The following is a 19,110-nucleotide window of genomic DNA, read 5'->3' on the forward strand; positions in this document are numbered from 1 at the left end:
CATCTCTCATTTCAGCAAATTATGTGGTAAAGCCCATGCAGCTTAATAAAAGTGTTGTGATTTAGTCATAGTCTCTATAATTTCTCTCATAACCTTTTCACTGTCAAAAATTTCATCCGCCCTATTTATTGCTACAGACCTTTCGCGTTCCCTAAATACAGGATTTTCCCAATTTTTTATAAATGTCTTCACATCATCAAAACTGTTAATATGATAGTACTCTCCTGCCGTGTGAGCAACATCACCGAAGGCATATGTAAAAACGGGTAGTCCTTGCCGTAAAGCAATGGCAGCAGAAGTACCGCCTCCAGATCGAACTGTGTTTAAATACGCGTCACACACTTCATAAACAGCGGCTAAGTCCCTTTGAACTCCGACATGGACAGATTGTTTTTCAAGAGTGACATACTGATTGGTTATCTTTTTATAATTTTCAAGTTCACCTATAAACATAATGCGGGTATGATCATTACATTTCAATAGATCGTCTAGTTCTGTTAAAAAAGAATCGTCTAGCTCCGTATCAAGGCGATTACCTACTACGGCCAATACAAAATCATCCTCGGCTAACCCCAAATACTCTCTATGCATTTTAGTCTGTGGAGGCGTATATTTATAAGTAAACACACTCTCAATAACTGATTCTCGAGACCTATTTAATTCTTCTAGCGTGTTCAAATCTGCTGTGTTTATTTTTCTTGGCAAAATTGAAAATGTGCTCTCAGAGATAGGGAGATCATAAGCCAATGGCAGAGTAATTACGGGCACAAAATTAGAGAATAAGTCGGAGCTTAGATTTGAGCCTGAGATGGATAAAACAAAGAGCGGCTTTAAATGCAATATCATTTGCATAAGCTCCATTATTTGGCTACCACTTGGCATTTCTTTTTGACATTGAAAGAATGGAATACTTAAATTTTCATACATTAGCTTGTCAGTTTGATTGTACCCCTCAACATAGTTAGATAGGACAGCTCCGAAATAAGGCATAGCTATAGAGCGGGGCATGTCTGCGGTATTGATAAGGAAAATATTTTTTTTGAGATTATATAAAGCTTTGCAATGATCTAGTGCTACTTGTGTTGGGCTATGTAACATAGAAAGCACCTGTCCAGCTACAACAACTACAAAATCTTTGTTGCGTTCTTCATAAGGAATCCATTTCGCCTCGTTTGCAATTTGACTATTAAAATACTCAAAATATTTTCGATATATCCTTCTCAGTCTGTTAGTATTTTTTTCTGTTTTCAACTTAGGAGTAGTAAAAAGAAAGCTCGTAATTTGCCAGTAAATAAAATGAAGCACATCTATTCTTACTTCTTTTTCTATATATTCAAAAATATCATCCAAAAACTTCTGATCCATTGTACAGGTGAGTAAAAATGACGTTAAATATATTCCCCAATTCTTATAATCTGATATCATTTGTTCGATTTCAGTTACTATCTCTTGACGACTATTTGAATTTATACTTTCAAAGTTTCCAATTAATTTGGTTAGTTCATGATCCAGTAATTTGTATACTTCCACATTCGACAATTTATCATTTGACAGTATTTTTTCTATTTCAAGCGTTGCCTCAGAATAGCTCATTAGGAACCTCTTTTCATTCTATCATTAGGGTTTGTTAAGGAAACCGAATTTAGGCGTGGAAAGCCAAACAATCCTCCTAATCTCCCTTTTCATGCCCCAAATCAAATCTAATTTTGGATATAAAAAAACAAGGGACAAACACAGTAGTTCGTTCCTAATCACATCACTCACAAATACGATGATGTCCCTAGAGGAGGTAGACGTATACAGTCTATTCTATCCATCCAAAACTCTCTGTTGTCAGAAATCCCCCCTTCTCTTGTACTGAAAGCACCAACAAATCCATTCTGTACTAGAACAGGAGTTAGTTTGTTCAACATTAACTTTTGGTTAACTCCACCACCAAAAGCAGGCGTATACCAGATCGGGTTTATACCTAAAACACTCTTCATCCAATCTTTACAAGGGCCGATTTCAATATCATAAAATTCCTGTGGATCGCCATTGTAAGGAATATGATTATGAGCATGCACACCTATAGTCATTCCTGCCTGGCTCATTTCGACTATTTCTTTTGTACTTATATAAAAATCATTTATAAATTTTTGCTTATCAGGAAACAAGGACTGAAAAATAGACTCGAGAAAGATAGTTGCTTCCGTAACAGATAATTTAAAATTAAGCATAAATTTATTGTATCTGCGGAGTTTCTTCTGTTCATACTTATAGATTTGGCTCTCCTCTTCCACACCGCTCGTATCATATGCCTCACTCAATAATTCCCACAACTCTTCATCGGATTTGAAGGAGAGTACCGTGTGTACCAAATGAACTAATGGAACGTTACCTGTGAGGTGTGGACCAGACATGATTGTAAAATATGCAGGAATTCCTTTTCTTTTCAAGATGTCAAAAGCAACTGTATACTGATCTTTTGTACCATCATCAAACGTTAGTACACACCATGGTTCCGAGTTGGACTTATCAATCTCGTCTAACGAGATAATTCGATGTGTCTTGCTAATTAAATCTAGCTGTTCTTCAAAGTCATGGGAATGCATGGGAACAATCCCACCCCATCCTTTCTTCTCACGTACATAGTGGTACATCGCAGCAATATTACCCATTATCAATTCCACCCTTTAGGAAGTGGCCAAATGTTGGGACGATCCATATCTCCGTCAGTTTTAACAAGATATATGTCATTCACTTCCGTATTTTGAAAGTAACCTTCATTTTTTTTAATTTTCCATACAAAATTAATGGGATTAACACGATAACGAAAAGGCTGGAACAGGCCTGCCAATCCACATTCCTTTGGCGTGTAGTCTATATTTTGTTTTTTAAAACCGATGGATTCCAGAACATGCTCTAAACGATTTGAACTTAACTGAAAATCCGCCGCAACACACCCTTGGTCACGAGCCCATGACAAAACCCCAGATACCATCTCAATCAAACGATGATCTGCTATTCCTTCCCAAACCTCCGCATTAGCTGGGATGATTTCTATAATCCTTAATACTTTTGTGCCGTGGGTACTCCCCTCTGGAGCATATACTCGATCTAGACGTGCAATTACAATCCCCTCAGCAGTGGAATCACCGAAAAATAAATACTTATAGCCCGCACTATTTATATATCTCCATTCCCAAAAGGAGGCGCTACGGTACTGCGAAAGTGAGAATCGATGTTGAATACTTTTAATGTATAATTGCTCTAACTCCTCACCCGTAATATTGAGTATTGGGCTGTATGAATGTATCAATCTTTCCTCAACACCTGATATCCATTGTCCAATAACCGAATGATCGAATGAATCATTTAGTAGGTTAACATAACCGTTGGCGTCAAGCGGAATGATGTAACGGTTCAAATGATCTGAATACGAATATCCCATACGTTCATACATAGGTACCACTTGAAGATTACAACCTAAGGTCACGCACACCGAATTATACTTTTCAGCTTCTTTCATAAGCATAATGCCCAAGCCACTGTTTCTATACTTCTCTGATACAATCCACATGGCGAAACTGATACCTTTATATTGTTCTCCGTTAGAACTATACTCACTAGGAATGACCCCAAGGAACCCCTCAATACAACCATTGTCAATCAGCAGTAAACTTTCCGATAAACCATTCTCGTCAATCCGATACTGCCAATCAAACAATTCTTTGTTATAGATAGCATGCTCTGGGGACCAATTAATTCTCATAAACGCAACCAGCGACTCATAATCAGAATCTTTATATTTTACAATTTCCAATAGCTTTCCCCCTCCTTTTTATGCGTTATATTTTTCCACATAACACTTCAAATAAATTATTAATTATGAATATTATTCAAAATATGCAAAATGCTTTGCACTGAATCTATATTAGCTATTTCATCAATGGGAATAGACACATTAAAATTAGCTTCAAGTTCCATCACTAAATTCAATTGATTGAGCGAATCCCAATTTTCAAAGTCACTTTTTACCGATCCCAATGTCACTTTTTCGACAGACACATTCATAATTTTAGATATTATCGATTGAACTAACTCAAATTTATTCAAAAAGAGCACTCCTTAAGTAAGATATGATGAGGTAAGAATATCTCTCCTAGATCTAATTCATTGTTTTTGGATACATCCCTATACTTCTTTGAAATAAAGTCATAAAAAGGTTTATTCTTTTCTGTTTTTATATACATACCCTTAATACTATGGGGGGAAAAATGCTTGGTAACTAAATAAAGCATTGCTTCCTCAATTCCCTTGCCCATGACACGACAACTCATAACAAAATCATGGATTTCAGCCTGACCTTCATCATCACATGAAACCGAAATCAGTCCTGTATAACCTGCATTTCCAAATTTGTCTTCCACTTCAAATAAGATTGCATGATTATTCGGCAGTTCACTCCAGGACCAATACTCTTCAATCGTAAACCTGCGGGTTGCCATGTTAAACTGATTCGTTTTATTCATTAACTGGACAGCACGTGTTAGCAATAATTTATTCAATTTATGTGGAGTCAGCTTAATTTCAAGTGAATGTAGCCATTCTTCCAATGATTCTACGTTTAACTTTATCGACTCTCGCTTTTGCTCCTGTTTGAACCAGTCTGTTCGTTTACGATCCTCCAACGTTATAGCAGGAGTCTCGAAACAATCCAGTTGGCTAATAAAAACAGGGTATTGGGTAACATCAATAGGTAGGTCAGGTACATATACTTCTGGAAGAGCCTGCTTGATACGATCTCTTTCAGATGGATTATCGTCTAGAAATACAACAGATTGCAGACCTAGGTTGAGCTCCTTTACAATTTCAACCACATTGGCAGCCTTGTCGTTCCAGTTGATTCGAATTGAAGAAAAGTCCTTTTTTCTCAGAATCATTTCCGGATGCTGTTCTATCATTTCTAGTGCTATCGGTTCGCTGTTTTTACTGCATATAGCCAGGATGACACCTCGGTTACTCAATCTGTGCAATTCTTGCTGAAAAAGCTTGAAACTCTCACCGACGGGATCAATCCCCCCCAGTTTGATGTTGTCAATACCATCGTCACCAATCACGCCACCCCAGAGTGTATTATCCAGATCACAGATAATTAACTTTTTACTTTGTCCGTATAGACCACTAATGATTGATTTTAGCTCATTGGATACAAAGAGAAAAAAATCGCGAGAGAACTGAATTTTCCCAAGTGCATACATTTTTGCATCGTAGCTTTTTTGCTGGATTGCTGCATACCAATAGCTAGAATCAAGAATGATAACATGCTCGTGCTCTTGTAGTCGTTCTGAAAGACGTAGATTCATTTGCATAAGTACATTGCTTAATCCTACATTGTGCTTTAATGTCATCGATTGTATCCAACGGTAATGAGGTGGGAGGGACCAAGACACAACAAAAATATGTTTTGCTTTTCCCTCAGCCCTGATAATAAGCTCGCAAAATTGATCGACTTCATTAAGAACATCACCGATATTAATTTCCTTATACTCCAGCAGTTTATTAAAAGAAGGAATTACTTTCTCAGGACTTGTCCATAAAAGCAACATATCCTTTTTTTCCGACCATACGGAGTGATCAGAATTCATAAGAACCTGATTTACTTGATTATAAGGAGCTTCTGTCACTTCTAACGTCAAATCTTGATAAGATCCCTCTAGAAAACGAACCATCGGATTTAGATTAGAATCAGAGAGGATTAATAGTTTATTTTTTCTCATTTATTTTCTCCCCCATAAATCAAGGTTCAACTTACTTCATAATGGCGACACTACCACATAAGTCACTTATAGGAGTGTACTTAACACCATGTTCTCTACAATACTCTCTAACCGCCTGTTTTACACCATGAAATCGAGTACTGTTGTAGTCATGGATTATAATATATCCCCCATCTGACATCTTAGGATAGAAAAATTTTAATCCTTCGAGAATAGGCTGATACAAATCAACATCCAAACTAACAAATGCAAAAGTTTCATTCACGTCACTTGCTGATTCTGGAAAATACCCTTTTTTCACAATACAATTTTCTTTATACATCATTTTATTCAGTACTAAGTCCACATCCGAATTGCAAAATTCTCCTGCAACCGAGTTCGAAAAATCACCTTTATTTTCGTTATCAATATCCTTCTGGTCAAAACCGCTAAAGGTATCAAATAAATATAGTTGACGATCAGGAAAAACCCGGTTAATATACTTAGAAAATTCCCCCTTAAACACACCGAGCTCTGCTACACTTCCCTTTACTCCGCACTCATTTATTTCATCAGCAATTTGCCGTAATAGAGCCAGCCTAGTATCAAATTTCAAACTCATAAAATAGTCAATAATTTTTTCCTTTTCAATCGACAACTCTTCAGTTAGCTGTTTGTACACTGATTCTCCATGAATATTCGCTATAATTACATAATTGAATACAAGCTTACAAATTTCATTAGGAGCAACGACCGGTTTGGACAAAAATTTCGAACCTTGTTTAGATCCATCATTGTCTGCAAATGCGATAACCTCGAATTCATCACTTAATAGATAATGAACACGAAGTCCTCCGTCACCTGCACCAAAAATAACTACCTTTGCTTTATCAATCAAATTCTACACCTCTCCCGAAATAAGCATCATAAACATAATGACTGAATAAATGCTCTTTTTATGCAAAACATAGCTGTGCTAATTGAGTTCAATATTATATTCATCGAAAAAAGGCCTTCATTTGATTAATAACAAAACTCTGCTCATCCACCGACATATTTGTTCCAGAGGGCAAACAAACTCCTTTTTCAAATAATATTTTGCTAATATCCAAGCCACCTTCATGAGCATAATACACGGCATCTTTAAAGAGTGGTTGCAGATGAAGCGGCTTCCATACTGGTCGAGATTCAATATTATCTTTTCCTAAATAACCTATTAAATCACTAACGCTTGTACCAATAATTTCAGGGTCTATTATCATTGTTGTCAACCATCGAGTAGACTTACCAAAACTCTTTTCCGGCATAAATTGTATTCCATCAATTCCTGATAGCTCATAGCTATACTTTTCAAAAATTTCTCGTTTCTGTTGAATGCGTTCGTCCAACACACGAAGCTGCCCTCTCCCTATACCAGCTAGGACATTACTGAGACGATAATTGAAGCCTACATCCTCATGCTGATAATGTATCGCCTTTTCCCTCGCCTGAGTTGCGTAATGTCGCGCTCTACTTAGTGCTTCTAAATCATCTGAAACCAGCATGCCCCCACCTGAAGTAGTAATAATTTTATTTCCATTAAATGAAAGAATGCCGAATTTCCCAAGCGTTCCACTCATTTGCTTGCCGTAAGTTGCTCCGAGTGATTCCGCAGCATCTTCTACAATTGGCACCTCGTAATAATCACATATTTTTTTCAACCGATCGTAGTCTGCACTCTGCCCATACAAATTGACTATAACTACAGCTTTAGGTTTCTTTCCCTTATCTGCATAAGTCTTGAATGCTCGCTCTAGTGCCTCAGGGGACATATTCCAGCTGTCTGGTTCCGAATCGATAAAGACAGGAATTGCACCTTGATATAAGATCGGATTAGCACTGGCAACAAAGGTAAGAGAAGAACAAAAAACAATATCATCCTTCTCCACACCAAGCAATATCAAAGACAAGTGAATTGCTGCTGTTCCAGAACTTAGGGCAACTGCGCCTCCACATCCTAAGTAATTTGCCACCTCTGATTCAAAAGCGTCTACATTTTTACCTAGTGGAGCAATCCAATTCGTTTCAAAGGCCTCTGCGATATATTGCTGTTCAAGCCCGCCCATATGCGGCGAAGATAAATAAATTCTGTCTAGGTTGGACATTTCGTTTCATCCCTTATCGTTATCGGTTTTGATTACTCTGGCTGGACAACCCACAGCTATGACATTCCCTGGTAAATCACGGATGACACACGAACCGGCACCGACGAGAGTATTACCCCCTACACGGATACCTGGTATGAGACTTGCACCTATTCCGATATGAGCACAGCGTCCGATCTGAACTCCGCCTGCCATATGTACACCTGGGGAAATGTGTGCGAAGTCTTCTATTCGACAATCGTGATCTATAGTAGCTGCTGTATTAACAATGACGTGCTCGCCAACATACGCATCAGCGTTAATTACAGCATTAGGCATGACAACCGTCCCCTCCCCAATGAATGCGCTGGGTGCGACTACAGCACTTGGGTGAACAGCAGTACCAAATTGGACTGAAGCAGCTTTTAATTGACTTACAATCTTCCTTCTGGTTGTATTATCTCCGATTGCCACAACGAACAGCGCCTCTGGATACAGAGATAATAGTTGAGCAATCTGATTACGGCCCCCCAAGATCGGCAATCCGTTCCATGCTTCTTCTTTACAATGGTCATCCAGAATACCAATGATTTCTTCACCACAGGACCGTAAAATATCCACAATAACCTTGGCATGTCCTCCTGCTCCAAAAACAATATAGCTCAAGGCCGATCCTCCTTAATAGGTAATTGTCTTTTGTATAAGCTGCTCTGACTTGGATGTTCGGTTCAATATATCTACGATGCGAGAGCTTGTGTTATCTCTACTGTAAATATTGTCGGCTGCTTTAACAATTTGTTGGAAAGGCTCAGACATTGCGTACTCCATTGCAGAAGTCAATTCGAGCTCGTCAGCTGCAATATCTATTGTGTTCACAGAACGTTCTCTGCCTGTCTGGCGAGTTCCGATATTAATGACTGGAACATGAAAGGAGGCAGCCTCAATAATCCCCGATGAAGAATTTCCAATTAATATTTTTGCATTTTTCAACATCGTCAGATAATCAAGTTGCTCAAAACTGGTTATAAGATGCATCCCTTTTCTTGCAGAAAACCGATTATATACATCAACGATCGCATCAGCTCCAGCATCCGAATTGGGCATCACACAAATTACCTCATTCTCCCCAGCCAAGAGAACTTCCATCATCTTACCAAGGATGTGCATATCCGCTTCTTCCGTGGTGACAGGATGATAAGCAAACAGCACATAATCGTTATCTATATTCAGATCGTATTTACGTTTCGTCCTCTCTAGCTCAGGCAGGGAAGTGTTCATCATCGTTTCAATTCTCGGAGCACCTACTACATGAATTCTCCAAGGTTCTTCGCCAAGCCTAATTAGGCGCTCTCTGCTTCCATTTGTAGCCACAAAGTGAATGTGGGCCAACTTACTAATCGCATGCCGTACAGACTCATCAATCGTGCCGGAGACTTCTCCACCATGCAAATGAACAAGCGGAATGTTCATGTGAGAGGACACAATCGCAGCTGCAAGCATTTCTCCCCGATCTCCTAATACAACAACGAAATCTGGTTCCAAAGCTTCTACGGCTTGTGTCATGCCCATGATTGCTATTCCAATAGAGCGAGACATATTAGCATGAGTAGATCCTTGCAGCAGACAGTCTACCTTAGCAGATACACGAAATCCGTCCTTTTGGATAGCGTCCAATGTATACCCATGCTGTGGAGATAAATGCATGCCTGTAACCAACAGGTGGAGCTCCAGAGCATGTTCTTCCTCAAGAGCCCGCAAAACCGGGTAATATATCCCATAATCAGCTCGTGTTCCGGTAATCACCAATACTTTTTTCATTGCACATCATCCCATGATAACAAATAGTCTTCATGTACACCCTTTAAAAGCTGCTTACCAACCAAATCATCAATATATTTAGGCTCTATTCCAGTGCCCGGACGCTTGATAACTAGATCTTCTAGTGTTAGCAACTGGCCTGTTTTTTTAGGTGTTGCCATCACAATACTTTTTCTTGCAACGGCTCTGGTGCTTTCCTCGGAAGGCATACATCTTTTAACACCATCCCCTAAAGCCTGCTCCACATTTCGAATCGCAAGAACCATCTTTGAAAAGTCAGCAGGCTCCAGTGAAGCCTTATGGTCAGGACCTGGAAGATTTCGATCCAATGTAAAATGCTTTTCAATAATTCTCGCTCCCAGTGCTGAAGCCGCTATAGCGATCTCAATTCCAGCCGTATGATCTGAGTAACCTGTGACCTTATTAAAGGCTGTAGATATTGTCTTCATAGCTAGCAGATTCACATCTTCTAAAGGCGCCGGATAGTCAGAAGTACAGTGTAGTAATAGTACTTCACTTTTTTTAAATGCTTGTAACGATTCTCCAATTTCATCTAAATTAGACATCCCGGTCGATAGAATAATCGGACGCCCATAGCTATCAAGCTTCTGAAGAAAGGGGATATTGTTCATATCTCCTGATCCTACCTTGAATGCGTCAATATGAATTGAATTCAGAAACTCAGCACTTTCTTCATCAAAGGGTGTGGAAAGGAAATCTATCCCTTTATCTTCACAGTACCTTTTCAAAAGAACAAAATCCTCAAAGCTCAATTCCAACTGTTTTAACATATCTAGTTGGCTTTCAGCTGAGTTCGTATTTTCTGTCTGATAATTAGCCTTCTGGGCGTACTTGGTTACTAGTTTTTCACTTTTAAAGGTTTGGAATTTCACTGCATCTGCACCGCATAAAATCGCTTGATCAATACACTCGAATGCAAGCTCCAATGATCCGTTATGATTGACTCCTACCTCCGCGATAATATAGATAGGGTGGTTTTCATTATTTGATAAGAGGTTTTTCATGTTATATTCCTCACTCCTACTGCAAGGATTCCTTGTGATTGGATTCTCTCCAAAAAAACTCTGCCATTTTTAAATCAAACTCGTCATCTATGTCAATAGATCGTTCTTTAGGCATAATATAGCCACAATTATTAGGCCCAACCAGAGTGTCACTATTCATCAACAGATCTCTTTTTACGATATAGATGGCTCCATTTAGAGCATGTAGTTCTTTCAGATCTTGTCTCCTCAAATGCTCCCTTTCACCTTTCTGGTAGGGCGTAAGCCTTCCGTTATCCATTTCCCTTAGTAGATAGGGTTGCACTCCAGACAAAGTGACACTTTGAAGTGAATCAGCCTGATGATCTAAAAATATTTTATATGCTTCTTTAATGTCCATAGCATTTCGCAGTGGAGATGTGGGCTGCAGAAGCATAATAACATCAAAAAATTGATTTTGCGTCTGCTCATAAAATTCAACTGCATGCTTCAATACATCAATGCTTTTGGCCTCATCGGTAGCCAGTTCATCGGGCCTTATAAACGGAACAGCCGCTCCGGCTTGGCCCGACACACGAGCAATCTCTTTACAATCCGTTGAAACTATAACTTCGTCCACACAACCACTATTTAGTGCAGCTTCAATGCTATATTGAATGAGCGGCTTATCATGTAACAATCTTACGTTTTTACCAGGTAAACCTTTTGATCCACCCCGTGCAGGAATAATCGCCAAACATTTGTGATTGCTCATCATACAACACCCTTTGTGAAGCCCAATCCGTTCTGTTCAATAAGCTCCCGAATGGCTTTCGGGAAAATCTGTGGTGCAGTCATCGAAGAATATTCTTGACGAATAGCCTTTTTAAAACCTTCATAATCCTGCTCTGCGGTATGAAATAACGAAGGAATGATATACATCTGTCCATTCTCCAATGCTCTTTCCGATTCCTCAAGCGTCATGAGTTCCTCATATAGCTTCTCACCCGGCCGTATTCCGGTCTCAATGATTTCTCCACGATAGGGTTTACCGACTGCCTCTTCATACGAATCAACCAAGCATTGGGCCAAATCCGTAATTTTGAGAATCGGCATTTTTAGTACAAATACTTCTCCGCCTTGCGAATAGTGCGCCGCATCTATGACCAATTGAGCGGCTTGAGGAATAGACATCATAAACCGAGTCATCTCTGCATGTGTGACCGTCACCGGTACCCCTTTAGCAATCTGGTCACGGAATAAAGGAATAACAGAGCCCCTGGATCCCATAACATTTCCAAAGCGGACACAAGAAAAGATGGTACGTTTGCTCCCTTTATACAAGTTGGCGGCAGAAATTAAACGTTCTGATAGCAGCTTCGTAGCTCCCATCGTATTCGTTGGATTTACCACTTTATCTGTGCTGATGGCTACTACTTTTTCTACATTATGCTCAATAGCCGTCTCTATCAGATTTTGTACGCCAATAACATTCGTTTTCACTGCTTCCATAGGGTTATACTCACATGCAGGCACATGTTTGAGAGCAGCAGCATGAAAAATATAATCCACATCCTCCATAGCATAACTCAATCTTTGCTTGTCCCTGATATCACCGATCAGATAGCGGATATTCGTATATTCTTTTAATTCCTGCTGCAGATCAAACTGCTTGCTCTCATCCCTGCTAAAAATCCGTAAGGCTTTAGGGTTATACGATAAAATATTACGTACAATTTCGCTTCCAATCGAACCTGTGCCGCCCGTAACCAGTACAATCTTGTTGGTAAACATAATGACCTCCGGAGTGTAAAACGATTAATTTATATATCTTTATGGATCACTGCATTGCTATCTGTTTTTTTATCTAAACGGCGAATCGATTCCGAAAACATTTCTTCAAGTATTGGGATTTGTGCTGTGATATCCTGTAGCAGCTTACCTAGATGCTCATAGATTAGATCAGACTTACGAGTCAACTGATGTTCTGTAACAATCACAGGGAGCATCTGATCAAAACGCGCAATTTCGATAGGCATAATGGACTCAAATATAGGTGAGAACCATTCCCTGTTGGCAATCAACCCCCACATCTGCTCTATGGATTCCACCATATTCTGGGCCTTTGCCGGTTTAGTTCGACTAAACTCGCGTAATTTATTCATAAGCTTCTGAATGGCTACAATCTCAGAGCGTACATTAGAGAAGTCCTCAAGTGTCACTATCAGCTTGTCTCTGACGTCCTGCACCTTATTCATATCAACAGCAAGATTTTTTTTGTTTATCAAATCAGCAATTGCATCAGGGGAAACAGTTTCTGAAGCCAACCATTCAAAGATCTCTTCCATGGGCTTGAAAGGAGCCCCCTCAATCACTGCACCATTGCGGCTTGAATTGACGAATTCGATTTTCGGAAGGGCCGTAATGAGGTTTTCGAGTCCATCCTTCATCAGGGAGAAACTTCCGTCTGTAGTGTTGTACGTCCCCTTTACATTTAGCACTTTTTTAGGTGCCTCCTGCACTTTCTTATCTGTAGTTTCAGTTGCAAAATGTTCAATTCCATCTGCGTAAAATTTGTTATCAGGGAACGACAAATCCTGGCCTGCAAGTATGATCCGTTTGGCCCCCAGACAGGCTGCTGCTTGAATAGCCGTTCCTGCAACTGTTTCTGTAGGGGAGATAAAGAGTTCCTCTTGACTGAGTCCAAAGAAATACTGGGATACATCATCACTTTTCATAATACTATGAATTTTTTCTGCGCAGTTCTGATCGGAAATCTCATAATAAGATGAAGAGGTAAACAATAAAGGTTGTTCCCTTGTTACAGAAGAAGCAAAGATCTTCTTATTGACTGGATGTCCATCCATAATGACAGCAAGGTGAGGCCGTACTCCATGCTTTACTAAAGCCTGAATGCTGGAGCCTGCTGAAATAATCAGTACATGAGGACGCAATTTTTTCAGCCATTCGATATCCTCCTGTAACGATGGTCCCGATGATACAACCACCACCGTTGCACCCTCAAGAGCATAAAAAAGCCGCTCAATGGAAGGAGTGTATAGTACATCAGATAGATGATATAGAAAATTCCGAGTCCATTCTTCTCGAAAACGATTCTCTGTATATTTATCTACCAAAAAGGTCTGGTGATAATCCTGAAATTTCTTTTTTACTTCACGTAACATATCCATATCGTCTGATAAATACTTACGCAGTGCGATAAACACCAAATCTTCTATCATATAACTACTTAACATATGAAACATCATATTGAGCTGAGAATCACCAACGGATAGCCAATACAAATTGGGATGTCCCAACAAAAGACTGAGATCATACTCTGTCACAGCTTTTCGAAACAGCTGCTCATCCGGCTCGTACACAAACAACCAATGATTCGGATACAATTCGAGGAGGTCAGCAATACTGAGTCCCCTCTCAAACCCATATACAAAAATGATCTTTCCGTCTCCAATAGATCCCTCAACCGCATTAAGCCAAGCAGTATCCTTTTCAAAGGGCTCTTGAAACAAATGTATAGCTAATTCATTGTCTGGTAATTTATTTAATTTGCTTGTAACATGAGGAAACCTCTGCTCTAAAATTGTATAGTTTGATTCTAAATGAGACAAGGTCATACCACCGTTTCACATTAATATTTGTTAATTAGTATATCGGATTTACTCTTAATGGAATGAACCTTTTCACAAAAATACCCCCATTCAAATCGAATAGGGGGTACGCTCCATAAAGCATTTCTTTATTTGCGATGATCAATAAACAAACTGTCTACAGAATAAGCCTGCTGGTATGCATGCTGCTGCACACGAATGGCTCCGCGTTTCTCCATCCAGTGGCCAGCCTCATCCTTTAGTACATGCATACGCTGCAAAATTACAGAATCATTACTTAGTATGCCACGAATTTTCTGTTTATCATTTTCCGTTAACGATGGCTGATAGGGCTGCATCTGTTCTACAATGCGCTGTCTTTGATTAGCAAACTGTTCGAATTCTTCTTCACTTAAATTTAGAAGGTTAGATAATACTGCTTCTGTCCTATGTTGCAACTCTTCAAGGAGTACTTGTATATTAGGATCTGCCATCACACACTACCAACTACACCAGGCATTTTCATGGCTTCCAACCAAGCTTCCCGTAGGTCAGTCAAATGTTCCAGCACCTCTTGTGCCGGAGAGGCTATTTTGTGGACATTCGCCTCGATCAGCTCATGCAGCATATATTCATACACTCGCAATAAGTCATGGGATATTGGATACTCAAAATTCAACGCAGATATCAGCTCGTGTACAATCGCTTGCGCTTTACACAAATTATTATTTGCTTTCTCGTTATCCTTATTCTCTATTCCCTCAATCCCCGCACGAACGAAACGAATAGCCCCATCGTACAACATAATCAGCAGTTTAGGCTTGGATGCAGTTTGCGCTTGAGTCTGCCGGTATTTCTGATAGGGTGTATTGATCAATTATAAAACCTCCTTTATGACAACATACTTGTAAGACTGGAAGATGTGCTATTGTATCTGTTAATGGATGTTTCCATCGCGGTGAATTTTTTGAAATAATTGGTTTCAATCCTAGTTAGACGACTTGTCATGTCACTGATCCGGCGGTCTAGGCTCAATAATTGCTCTCCCATTGAGCTTGTAGAAAGAAATGAAGCGGTTAGATCAGAGCTAACCTTGGATGTACCCGCAGTATCCGCCATCCTTTGAAGTGATGCATTCGAAATTTTCTTTAGTTTAGCAAGAATACCGTCTTGTTGCGTATATTTATTAGTTAACGCCGTGCTTGGATCCTGTTTTCCAAAAAAATTCGAGATAACATCTGGATCTTTTTCAACCGCTGCACGCAATTTGTCTGCATCTAGAATAAGCTTGCCCTTGGTATCATACGTACCCGTAGTGATTCCTAGCTCAGACATCATTAAGGGCTTATTTTTACCATCCGCGTCAACTCTACCGATATCTACACCTTGGATCATAGCATTACGCATTTCAGATAATGTATCCTGCAGGATAGGATCGTTTCTAAGCATGCCGCTCTTGGCCTTCGTTGTCCATAACTTGACTTCATCATCACTCATATCCGCTTTTTGTTCCGTTGTAAGCGGAGCGTATTTTTTATATCTCTCCTCACTAACCTTGCTATTGAGTGTGGCAAGAACATCATTATACGCATCGACAAAGCTTTGAATATTTTCGACGATCTTATCCGTATCTTTGGTAGCTTCTATTCGTGTTGCAGCACCGCCTGCTGTTTTAAGTGTAATGTCAACACCATTTATTGTAAAGTTATTGGAAGACTTTGTTACGTCTAACCCATTTACCTTTAATACAGCATCGGTTCCGTTCGTTGAAGATAGTTTAAATTCACTACTAATTTGAGAATCAATATTGAATGTTTGCGAACCGGTGGTCTTACTTGTTAATGACAAACCGGATTTAGCATCATATAGGGCAGTTACTCCTGTCTTACTGTTATCGTTGATCTTTTTGACAAACGATTCAATGGTTTCATTCGCATCCACATTAATGGTAGAACTACCAACCTGGACCGTACGAGCTGCCCCATCTGCGAATGCCAATTCAGTACTGGCCTTTTCAGTCCATGTACTGTTTGAGACTGATCTTGCCGCAGTGGCCAAGCTCGTCACCGAAATATCCAACACTCCACTAGCCAACGAAGAAGCCGTTGCAGATAGCGCATCACTATTACCAGTTACTGTAACTTTCTGTGGATTTATTGCAGCGGTGCGGCTTAATGTAGTCATTTTATCTTGAAATGAAACTATCTTAGTGCTGCTTTCGCGATAATTTTCCCTTTTCCATTCCATCAATTGTTTTTGCTGATTCATTTTGTCGAGCGGTACACGCTCAGCTGTCATCAGCTTTTTGACCATTGAATCAATATCCATACCTGAAGCTAGGCCACTTATTCTAGTTACCATAATTGTATATCCCCCTATACTTTTTTATCGATAATGATTCCTGCAATTTCCATCATTCTAGCCGCTATATCCAGAATTTTCTCGGGAGGTACCTCACGAATCAGATCGCCAGTTTCCTTATTCATCACTTTTATCATGATTGCATGTGTCTTTTCATGCACAGAGATCTCGAATGTCTTCTGTGGGCCTTGAATAGCATCAATTACTTTCTGAAGCTCCAAAACTGCTTCCTCATGTGTCGGCTGTTTCTGCGCATTACCAACTCTATTGGTTGTTTGGACGCCATCTTGTGTAGCAGCATAATTGGTTTCGGCATCCGAAGGGGCTTCACGTTTTATTCCTGCTGATGGCTGAATCGGCAACAGATTTCCACTACCAGGGGATATCATCGAGTCCATAGAATAACCTCCATTAATAGTTCTTAGACACAATAAAACCGTTCTGTATTTGAAATACTAATACATTATATATCGGTAAATGAGTGCAAATATTTATGAAAAAACTAAAATAAAAACAAAAAAAGATCCTGCGAGAAGCAGGATCTTTTTTTTGTAACGGCTGTCGTTTAAAATTAACGAAGCAACGACAGTACGCCTTGTGGCGCGGAGTTTGCTTGTGACAACATGGATTGCGAAGCTTGCAGCAAAATGTTGTTTTTGGACAGAGCAACCATTTCTTTTGCCATGTCAGTATCACGAATACGAGATTCGGAAGCTGTCAGGTTTTCTACAGTTGTGCCCAAGTTATTGGAAGTGTATTCCAGACGGTTTTGCATAGCACCCAGGTTCGCACGTTGCTTAGCAACTGCTTCAATTGCTGTAGTTGCACTTTTAAGTGTTACGGCCGATGTAAGACCTCTGAAACCAGTGGAGCTAATACCTTTAATAGTAATGGTAAATTTGTCATCGTCAGCTTGAATTTTCACACCTGCTCCGCCGGAAATTGCAATACCGTTGAATTTAGTGTTGGACAGAATTGCGTCAATTTGACTACCCAATTGACCAAGCTCTGCTTTGATGTTGGATTTATCGCCAGCACTGTAAGTATCATTAGATCCTTGAACAGTCAGTTCTTTCATACGAGTCAGCATGGAGGATACTTCGTTCATTGCACCTTCAGCTGTTTGTGCGAAAGAGATACCGTCTTGAACGTTACGTTGTGCTTGTTCCAGACCACGGATTTGACCGCGCATTTTTTCGGAAATGGAGAGACCAGCAGCATCGTCAGCTGCACGGTTGATACGCAGACCAGAAGACAATTTTTCCATGTTTTTGCTTGCTGCCGTGTTGTTCAATTGCATGTTACGGTGTGTATTTACTGCAGGTAAGTTGTGATTGATAATCATTTTTAATTTCCTCCCTGAAATGGTTTAATTCCCACGTCCTTGTGGTATAAGCGTCTTCACAGGTCGGCCGCCCTGAAGAATTACCGCTCTAAACTATATATCGACCCTTAGGCTAGAATTGTTTATAGCATTCAAGCTTTTTTTCGAAATATTTTCTTAGAAGTTTACGACTTGGTTATTTCGATTTAAAATCAACATTTTATACTATGATGACCTTGCCCAAATCCAACCTGTCCATACCTAACTTAAGCCATCAAACAATACCCAGATGGAGATTTTCGGTATTACGATAAACGCGGTAATACATGATTATATCAATTACTGTTCCAGATAAATAAGCATAAAATCTAGTCAAACAAAGGCCGACACTTTACTCGTGTCGGCCTTTCTCAATGAATGTGCACTACTATCATTGGTGGATCAAGACTTTCTTTTCTCCATTTCCAACATCGCATTTTGAATAGCATTCGAATCCATAACAGCAATTTGATTATTTTGCTGAATAGCATCAAAAACTTCTTTTCGGTAAATATCGATATCCTTAGGAGCAGAAATACCGATTTTCACAGTATCTCCTTCAACAGAAAGAACTGTTATGACGATATCATTCTGAATTACAATCGATTCACCCTTTTTACGTGTTAATACCAGCATTAGGACTCACCGCCTATGCTGGACTCTATTTCATTCCACAAGGGATGCTTAATTGTATAGTTCGTATTTTGCAAAACAATTTGCTTTCCCTTCTTCTGTTCAATGTTAAAAATTAAAGGCGCAAGCAAATTAACTGTTGTTTTGGATTGATCGCTGTTCCATGTACAAATACATCGTACTGATATCTGTTCTTGACTTGTAATCCCAATATCCTCTAGAGCATCATCAGATAACTCAAATTCATAATCTTCAAAGAAATCAAATGGATTTACGGTGATAAAAATAGTAGCTGGCTGCTCTACTGCACTGAAAAGACTAAATAATTCATTATGCTCCTGTAGCTGAAATTCCCGAAGTTGTTCAAATCCTGGTATTCCTTTCGGAAACACATAAAGACTAGTATTTTTATCCTGGTTCTCTTCATCTAATTTCTGTTTTGGGATCATAAGTAACTCCTCCTATATATAGTAACAA

The 19,110-nt window shown here is 39.4% G+C and carries 20 protein-coding genes; all 20 read right to left on the bottom strand.

The genetic code is table 11. From position 1 onward, the window contains the following. Nucleotides 1–42 precede the first annotated feature (42 nt). Nucleotides 43–1,593, bottom strand: coding sequence for a glycosyltransferase (locus tag G9G54_RS09715; protein WP_165177662.1), 1,551 nt, complete (start codon nucleotides 1,591–1,593; stop codon nucleotides 43–45). A gap of 167 nt (nucleotides 1,594–1,760) precedes the next feature. Further along, nucleotides 1,761–2,660 carry a polysaccharide deacetylase family protein gene (locus G9G54_RS09720; RefSeq protein WP_165177664.1) on the bottom strand — a complete coding sequence of 300 codons (900 nt, stop codon included), beginning with the start codon at nucleotides 2,658–2,660 and terminating at the stop codon, nucleotides 1,761–1,763. Nucleotides 2,661–2,662: 2 nt separating this feature from the next. Beyond that, nucleotides 2,663–3,805 carry a GNAT family N-acetyltransferase gene (locus G9G54_RS09725; protein WP_028542138.1) on the bottom strand — a complete coding sequence of 381 codons (1,143 nt, stop codon included), beginning with the start codon at nucleotides 3,803–3,805 and terminating at the stop codon, nucleotides 2,663–2,665. 59 nt (nucleotides 3,806–3,864) lie between these two features. Continuing rightward, nucleotides 3,865–4,098, bottom strand: coding sequence for an acyl carrier protein (locus G9G54_RS09730; protein ID WP_028542139.1), 234 nt, complete (start codon nucleotides 4,096–4,098; stop codon nucleotides 3,865–3,867). Further along, on the bottom strand, nucleotides 4,095–5,762 hold the full coding sequence (locus G9G54_RS09735) for an HAD-IIIC family phosphatase (protein ID WP_028542140.1): 1,668 nt from the start codon (nucleotides 5,760–5,762) through the stop codon (nucleotides 4,095–4,097). The genes G9G54_RS09730 and G9G54_RS09735 overlap by 4 nt, the downstream gene beginning before the upstream one ends. A gap of 31 nt (nucleotides 5,763–5,793) precedes the next feature. Then, nucleotides 5,794–6,639 (bottom strand): TylF/MycF/NovP-related O-methyltransferase, encoded by an 846-nt coding sequence (locus G9G54_RS09740; RefSeq protein ID WP_165177666.1) that lies wholly within the window; start codon nucleotides 6,637–6,639, stop codon nucleotides 5,794–5,796. A 100-nt stretch (nucleotides 6,640–6,739) separates the two neighbouring features. Continuing rightward, nucleotides 6,740–7,885 (bottom strand): DegT/DnrJ/EryC1/StrS family aminotransferase, encoded by a 1,146-nt coding sequence (locus G9G54_RS09745; protein WP_165177668.1) that lies wholly within the window; start codon nucleotides 7,883–7,885, stop codon nucleotides 6,740–6,742. 6 nt (nucleotides 7,886–7,891) lie between these two features. Continuing rightward, nucleotides 7,892–8,530, bottom strand: coding sequence for an acetyltransferase (locus G9G54_RS09750; protein ID WP_165177670.1), 639 nt, complete (start codon nucleotides 8,528–8,530; stop codon nucleotides 7,892–7,894). A 12-nt stretch (nucleotides 8,531–8,542) separates the two neighbouring features. Beyond that, the gene (gene neuC, locus G9G54_RS09755) at nucleotides 8,543–9,682 is read right to left on the bottom strand and encodes a UDP-N-acetylglucosamine 2-epimerase (RefSeq protein ID WP_165177672.1); all 1,140 of its coding nucleotides are present in this window, start codon (nucleotides 9,680–9,682) and stop codon (nucleotides 8,543–8,545) included. After that, nucleotides 9,679–10,707: an N-acetylneuraminate synthase gene (neuB, locus tag G9G54_RS09760; RefSeq protein ID WP_165177674.1), complete on the bottom strand. Its 1,029-nt coding sequence runs from the start codon at nucleotides 10,705–10,707 to the stop codon at nucleotides 9,679–9,681. Before neuB ends, neuC begins: the two co-directional genes overlap by 4 nt. A gap of 16 nt (nucleotides 10,708–10,723) precedes the next feature. Next, entirely contained in the window at nucleotides 10,724–11,440 is a 717-nt protein-coding gene (locus G9G54_RS09765) for an acylneuraminate cytidylyltransferase family protein (protein ID WP_165177676.1), read from the bottom strand. Beyond that, nucleotides 11,440–12,459 carry a UDP-N-acetylglucosamine 4,6-dehydratase family protein gene (locus tag G9G54_RS09770; protein WP_165177678.1) on the bottom strand — a complete coding sequence of 340 codons (1,020 nt, stop codon included), beginning with the start codon at nucleotides 12,457–12,459 and terminating at the stop codon, nucleotides 11,440–11,442. The genes G9G54_RS09765 and G9G54_RS09770 overlap by 1 nt, the downstream gene beginning before the upstream one ends. 29 nt (nucleotides 12,460–12,488) lie before the next feature. Beyond that, on the bottom strand, nucleotides 12,489–14,198 hold the full coding sequence (locus tag G9G54_RS09775) for a motility associated factor glycosyltransferase family protein (protein WP_238807884.1): 1,710 nt from the start codon (nucleotides 14,196–14,198) through the stop codon (nucleotides 12,489–12,491). A 227-nt stretch (nucleotides 14,199–14,425) separates the two neighbouring features. Beyond that, nucleotides 14,426–14,635 carry a hypothetical protein gene (locus G9G54_RS25585; RefSeq protein ID WP_238807886.1) on the bottom strand — a complete coding sequence of 70 codons (210 nt, stop codon included), beginning with the start codon at nucleotides 14,633–14,635 and terminating at the stop codon, nucleotides 14,426–14,428. A gap of 134 nt (nucleotides 14,636–14,769) precedes the next feature. Continuing rightward, nucleotides 14,770–15,153 (bottom strand): flagellar export chaperone FliS, encoded by a 384-nt coding sequence (fliS, locus tag G9G54_RS09785; protein ID WP_028542149.1) that lies wholly within the window; start codon nucleotides 15,151–15,153, stop codon nucleotides 14,770–14,772. 14 nt (nucleotides 15,154–15,167) lie between these two features. Beyond that, nucleotides 15,168–16,637 carry a flagellar filament capping protein FliD gene (gene fliD / locus G9G54_RS09790; protein ID WP_165177684.1) on the bottom strand — a complete coding sequence of 490 codons (1,470 nt, stop codon included), beginning with the start codon at nucleotides 16,635–16,637 and terminating at the stop codon, nucleotides 15,168–15,170. A 14-nt stretch (nucleotides 16,638–16,651) separates the two neighbouring features. Continuing rightward, nucleotides 16,652–17,035: a flagellar protein FlaG gene (locus G9G54_RS09795; protein ID WP_104497782.1), complete on the bottom strand. Its 384-nt coding sequence runs from the start codon at nucleotides 17,033–17,035 to the stop codon at nucleotides 16,652–16,654. Between the two features lie 173 nt (nucleotides 17,036–17,208). Further along, nucleotides 17,209–17,982 (bottom strand): flagellin N-terminal helical domain-containing protein, encoded by a 774-nt coding sequence (locus G9G54_RS09800; protein ID WP_104497781.1) that lies wholly within the window; start codon nucleotides 17,980–17,982, stop codon nucleotides 17,209–17,211. 420 nt (nucleotides 17,983–18,402) lie between these two features. Next, nucleotides 18,403–18,636 carry a carbon storage regulator CsrA gene (gene csrA / locus G9G54_RS09805; protein WP_165177686.1) on the bottom strand — a complete coding sequence of 78 codons (234 nt, stop codon included), beginning with the start codon at nucleotides 18,634–18,636 and terminating at the stop codon, nucleotides 18,403–18,405. Next, entirely contained in the window at nucleotides 18,636–19,082 is a 447-nt protein-coding gene (locus G9G54_RS09810) for a flagellar assembly protein FliW (protein WP_165177688.1), read from the bottom strand. The genes csrA and G9G54_RS09810 overlap by 1 nt, the downstream gene beginning before the upstream one ends. Nucleotides 19,083–19,110 lie beyond the last annotated feature (28 nt).

Origin of the sequence: Paenibacillus sp. EKM212P, assembly GCF_011066115.1 — a bacterium.
Taxonomy (GTDB): domain Bacteria; phylum Bacillota; class Bacilli; order Paenibacillales; family Paenibacillaceae; genus Paenibacillus; species Paenibacillus polymyxa_B.

Coding starts and splice junctions, on each gene's coding strand:
- G9G54_RS09715 (WP_165177662.1), bottom strand. CDS start 1,593: ATGAGCTATTCTGAGGCAACGCTTGAAATAGAAAAAATACTGTCAAAT.
- G9G54_RS09720 (WP_165177664.1), bottom strand. CDS start 2,660: ATGGGTAATATTGCTGCGATGTACCACTATGTACGTGAGAAGAAAGGA.
- G9G54_RS09735 (WP_028542140.1), bottom strand. CDS start 5,762: ATGAGAAAAAATAAACTATTAATCCTCTCTGATTCTAATCTAAATCCG.
- G9G54_RS09745 (WP_165177668.1), bottom strand. CDS start 7,885: ATGTCCAACCTAGACAGAATTTATTTATCTTCGCCGCATATGGGCGGG.
- neuC (WP_165177672.1), bottom strand. CDS start 9,682: ATGAAAAAAGTATTGGTGATTACCGGAACACGAGCTGATTATGGGATA.
- neuB (WP_165177674.1), bottom strand. CDS start 10,707: ATGAAAAACCTCTTATCAAATAATGAAAACCACCCTATCTATATTATC.
- G9G54_RS09765 (WP_165177676.1), bottom strand. CDS start 11,440: ATGAGCAATCACAAATGTTTGGCGATTATTCCTGCACGGGGTGGATCA.
- G9G54_RS09770 (WP_165177678.1), bottom strand. CDS start 12,459: ATGTTTACCAACAAGATTGTACTGGTTACGGGCGGCACAGGTTCGATT.
- G9G54_RS25585 (WP_238807886.1), bottom strand. CDS start 14,635: ATGCAGCCCTATCAGCCATCGTTAACGGAAAATGATAAACAGAAAATT.
- fliD (WP_165177684.1), bottom strand. CDS start 16,637: ATGGTAACTAGAATAAGTGGCCTAGCTTCAGGTATGGATATTGATTCA.
- G9G54_RS09795 (WP_104497782.1), bottom strand. CDS start 17,035: ATGGACTCGATGATATCCCCTGGTAGTGGAAATCTGTTGCCGATTCAG.
- G9G54_RS09800 (WP_104497781.1), bottom strand. CDS start 17,982: ATGATTATCAATCACAACTTACCTGCAGTAAATACACACCGTAACATG.
- csrA (WP_165177686.1), bottom strand. CDS start 18,636: ATGCTGGTATTAACACGTAAAAAGGGTGAATCGATTGTAATTCAGAAT.
- G9G54_RS09810 (WP_165177688.1), bottom strand. CDS start 19,082: ATGATCCCAAAACAGAAATTAGATGAAGAGAACCAGGATAAAAATACT.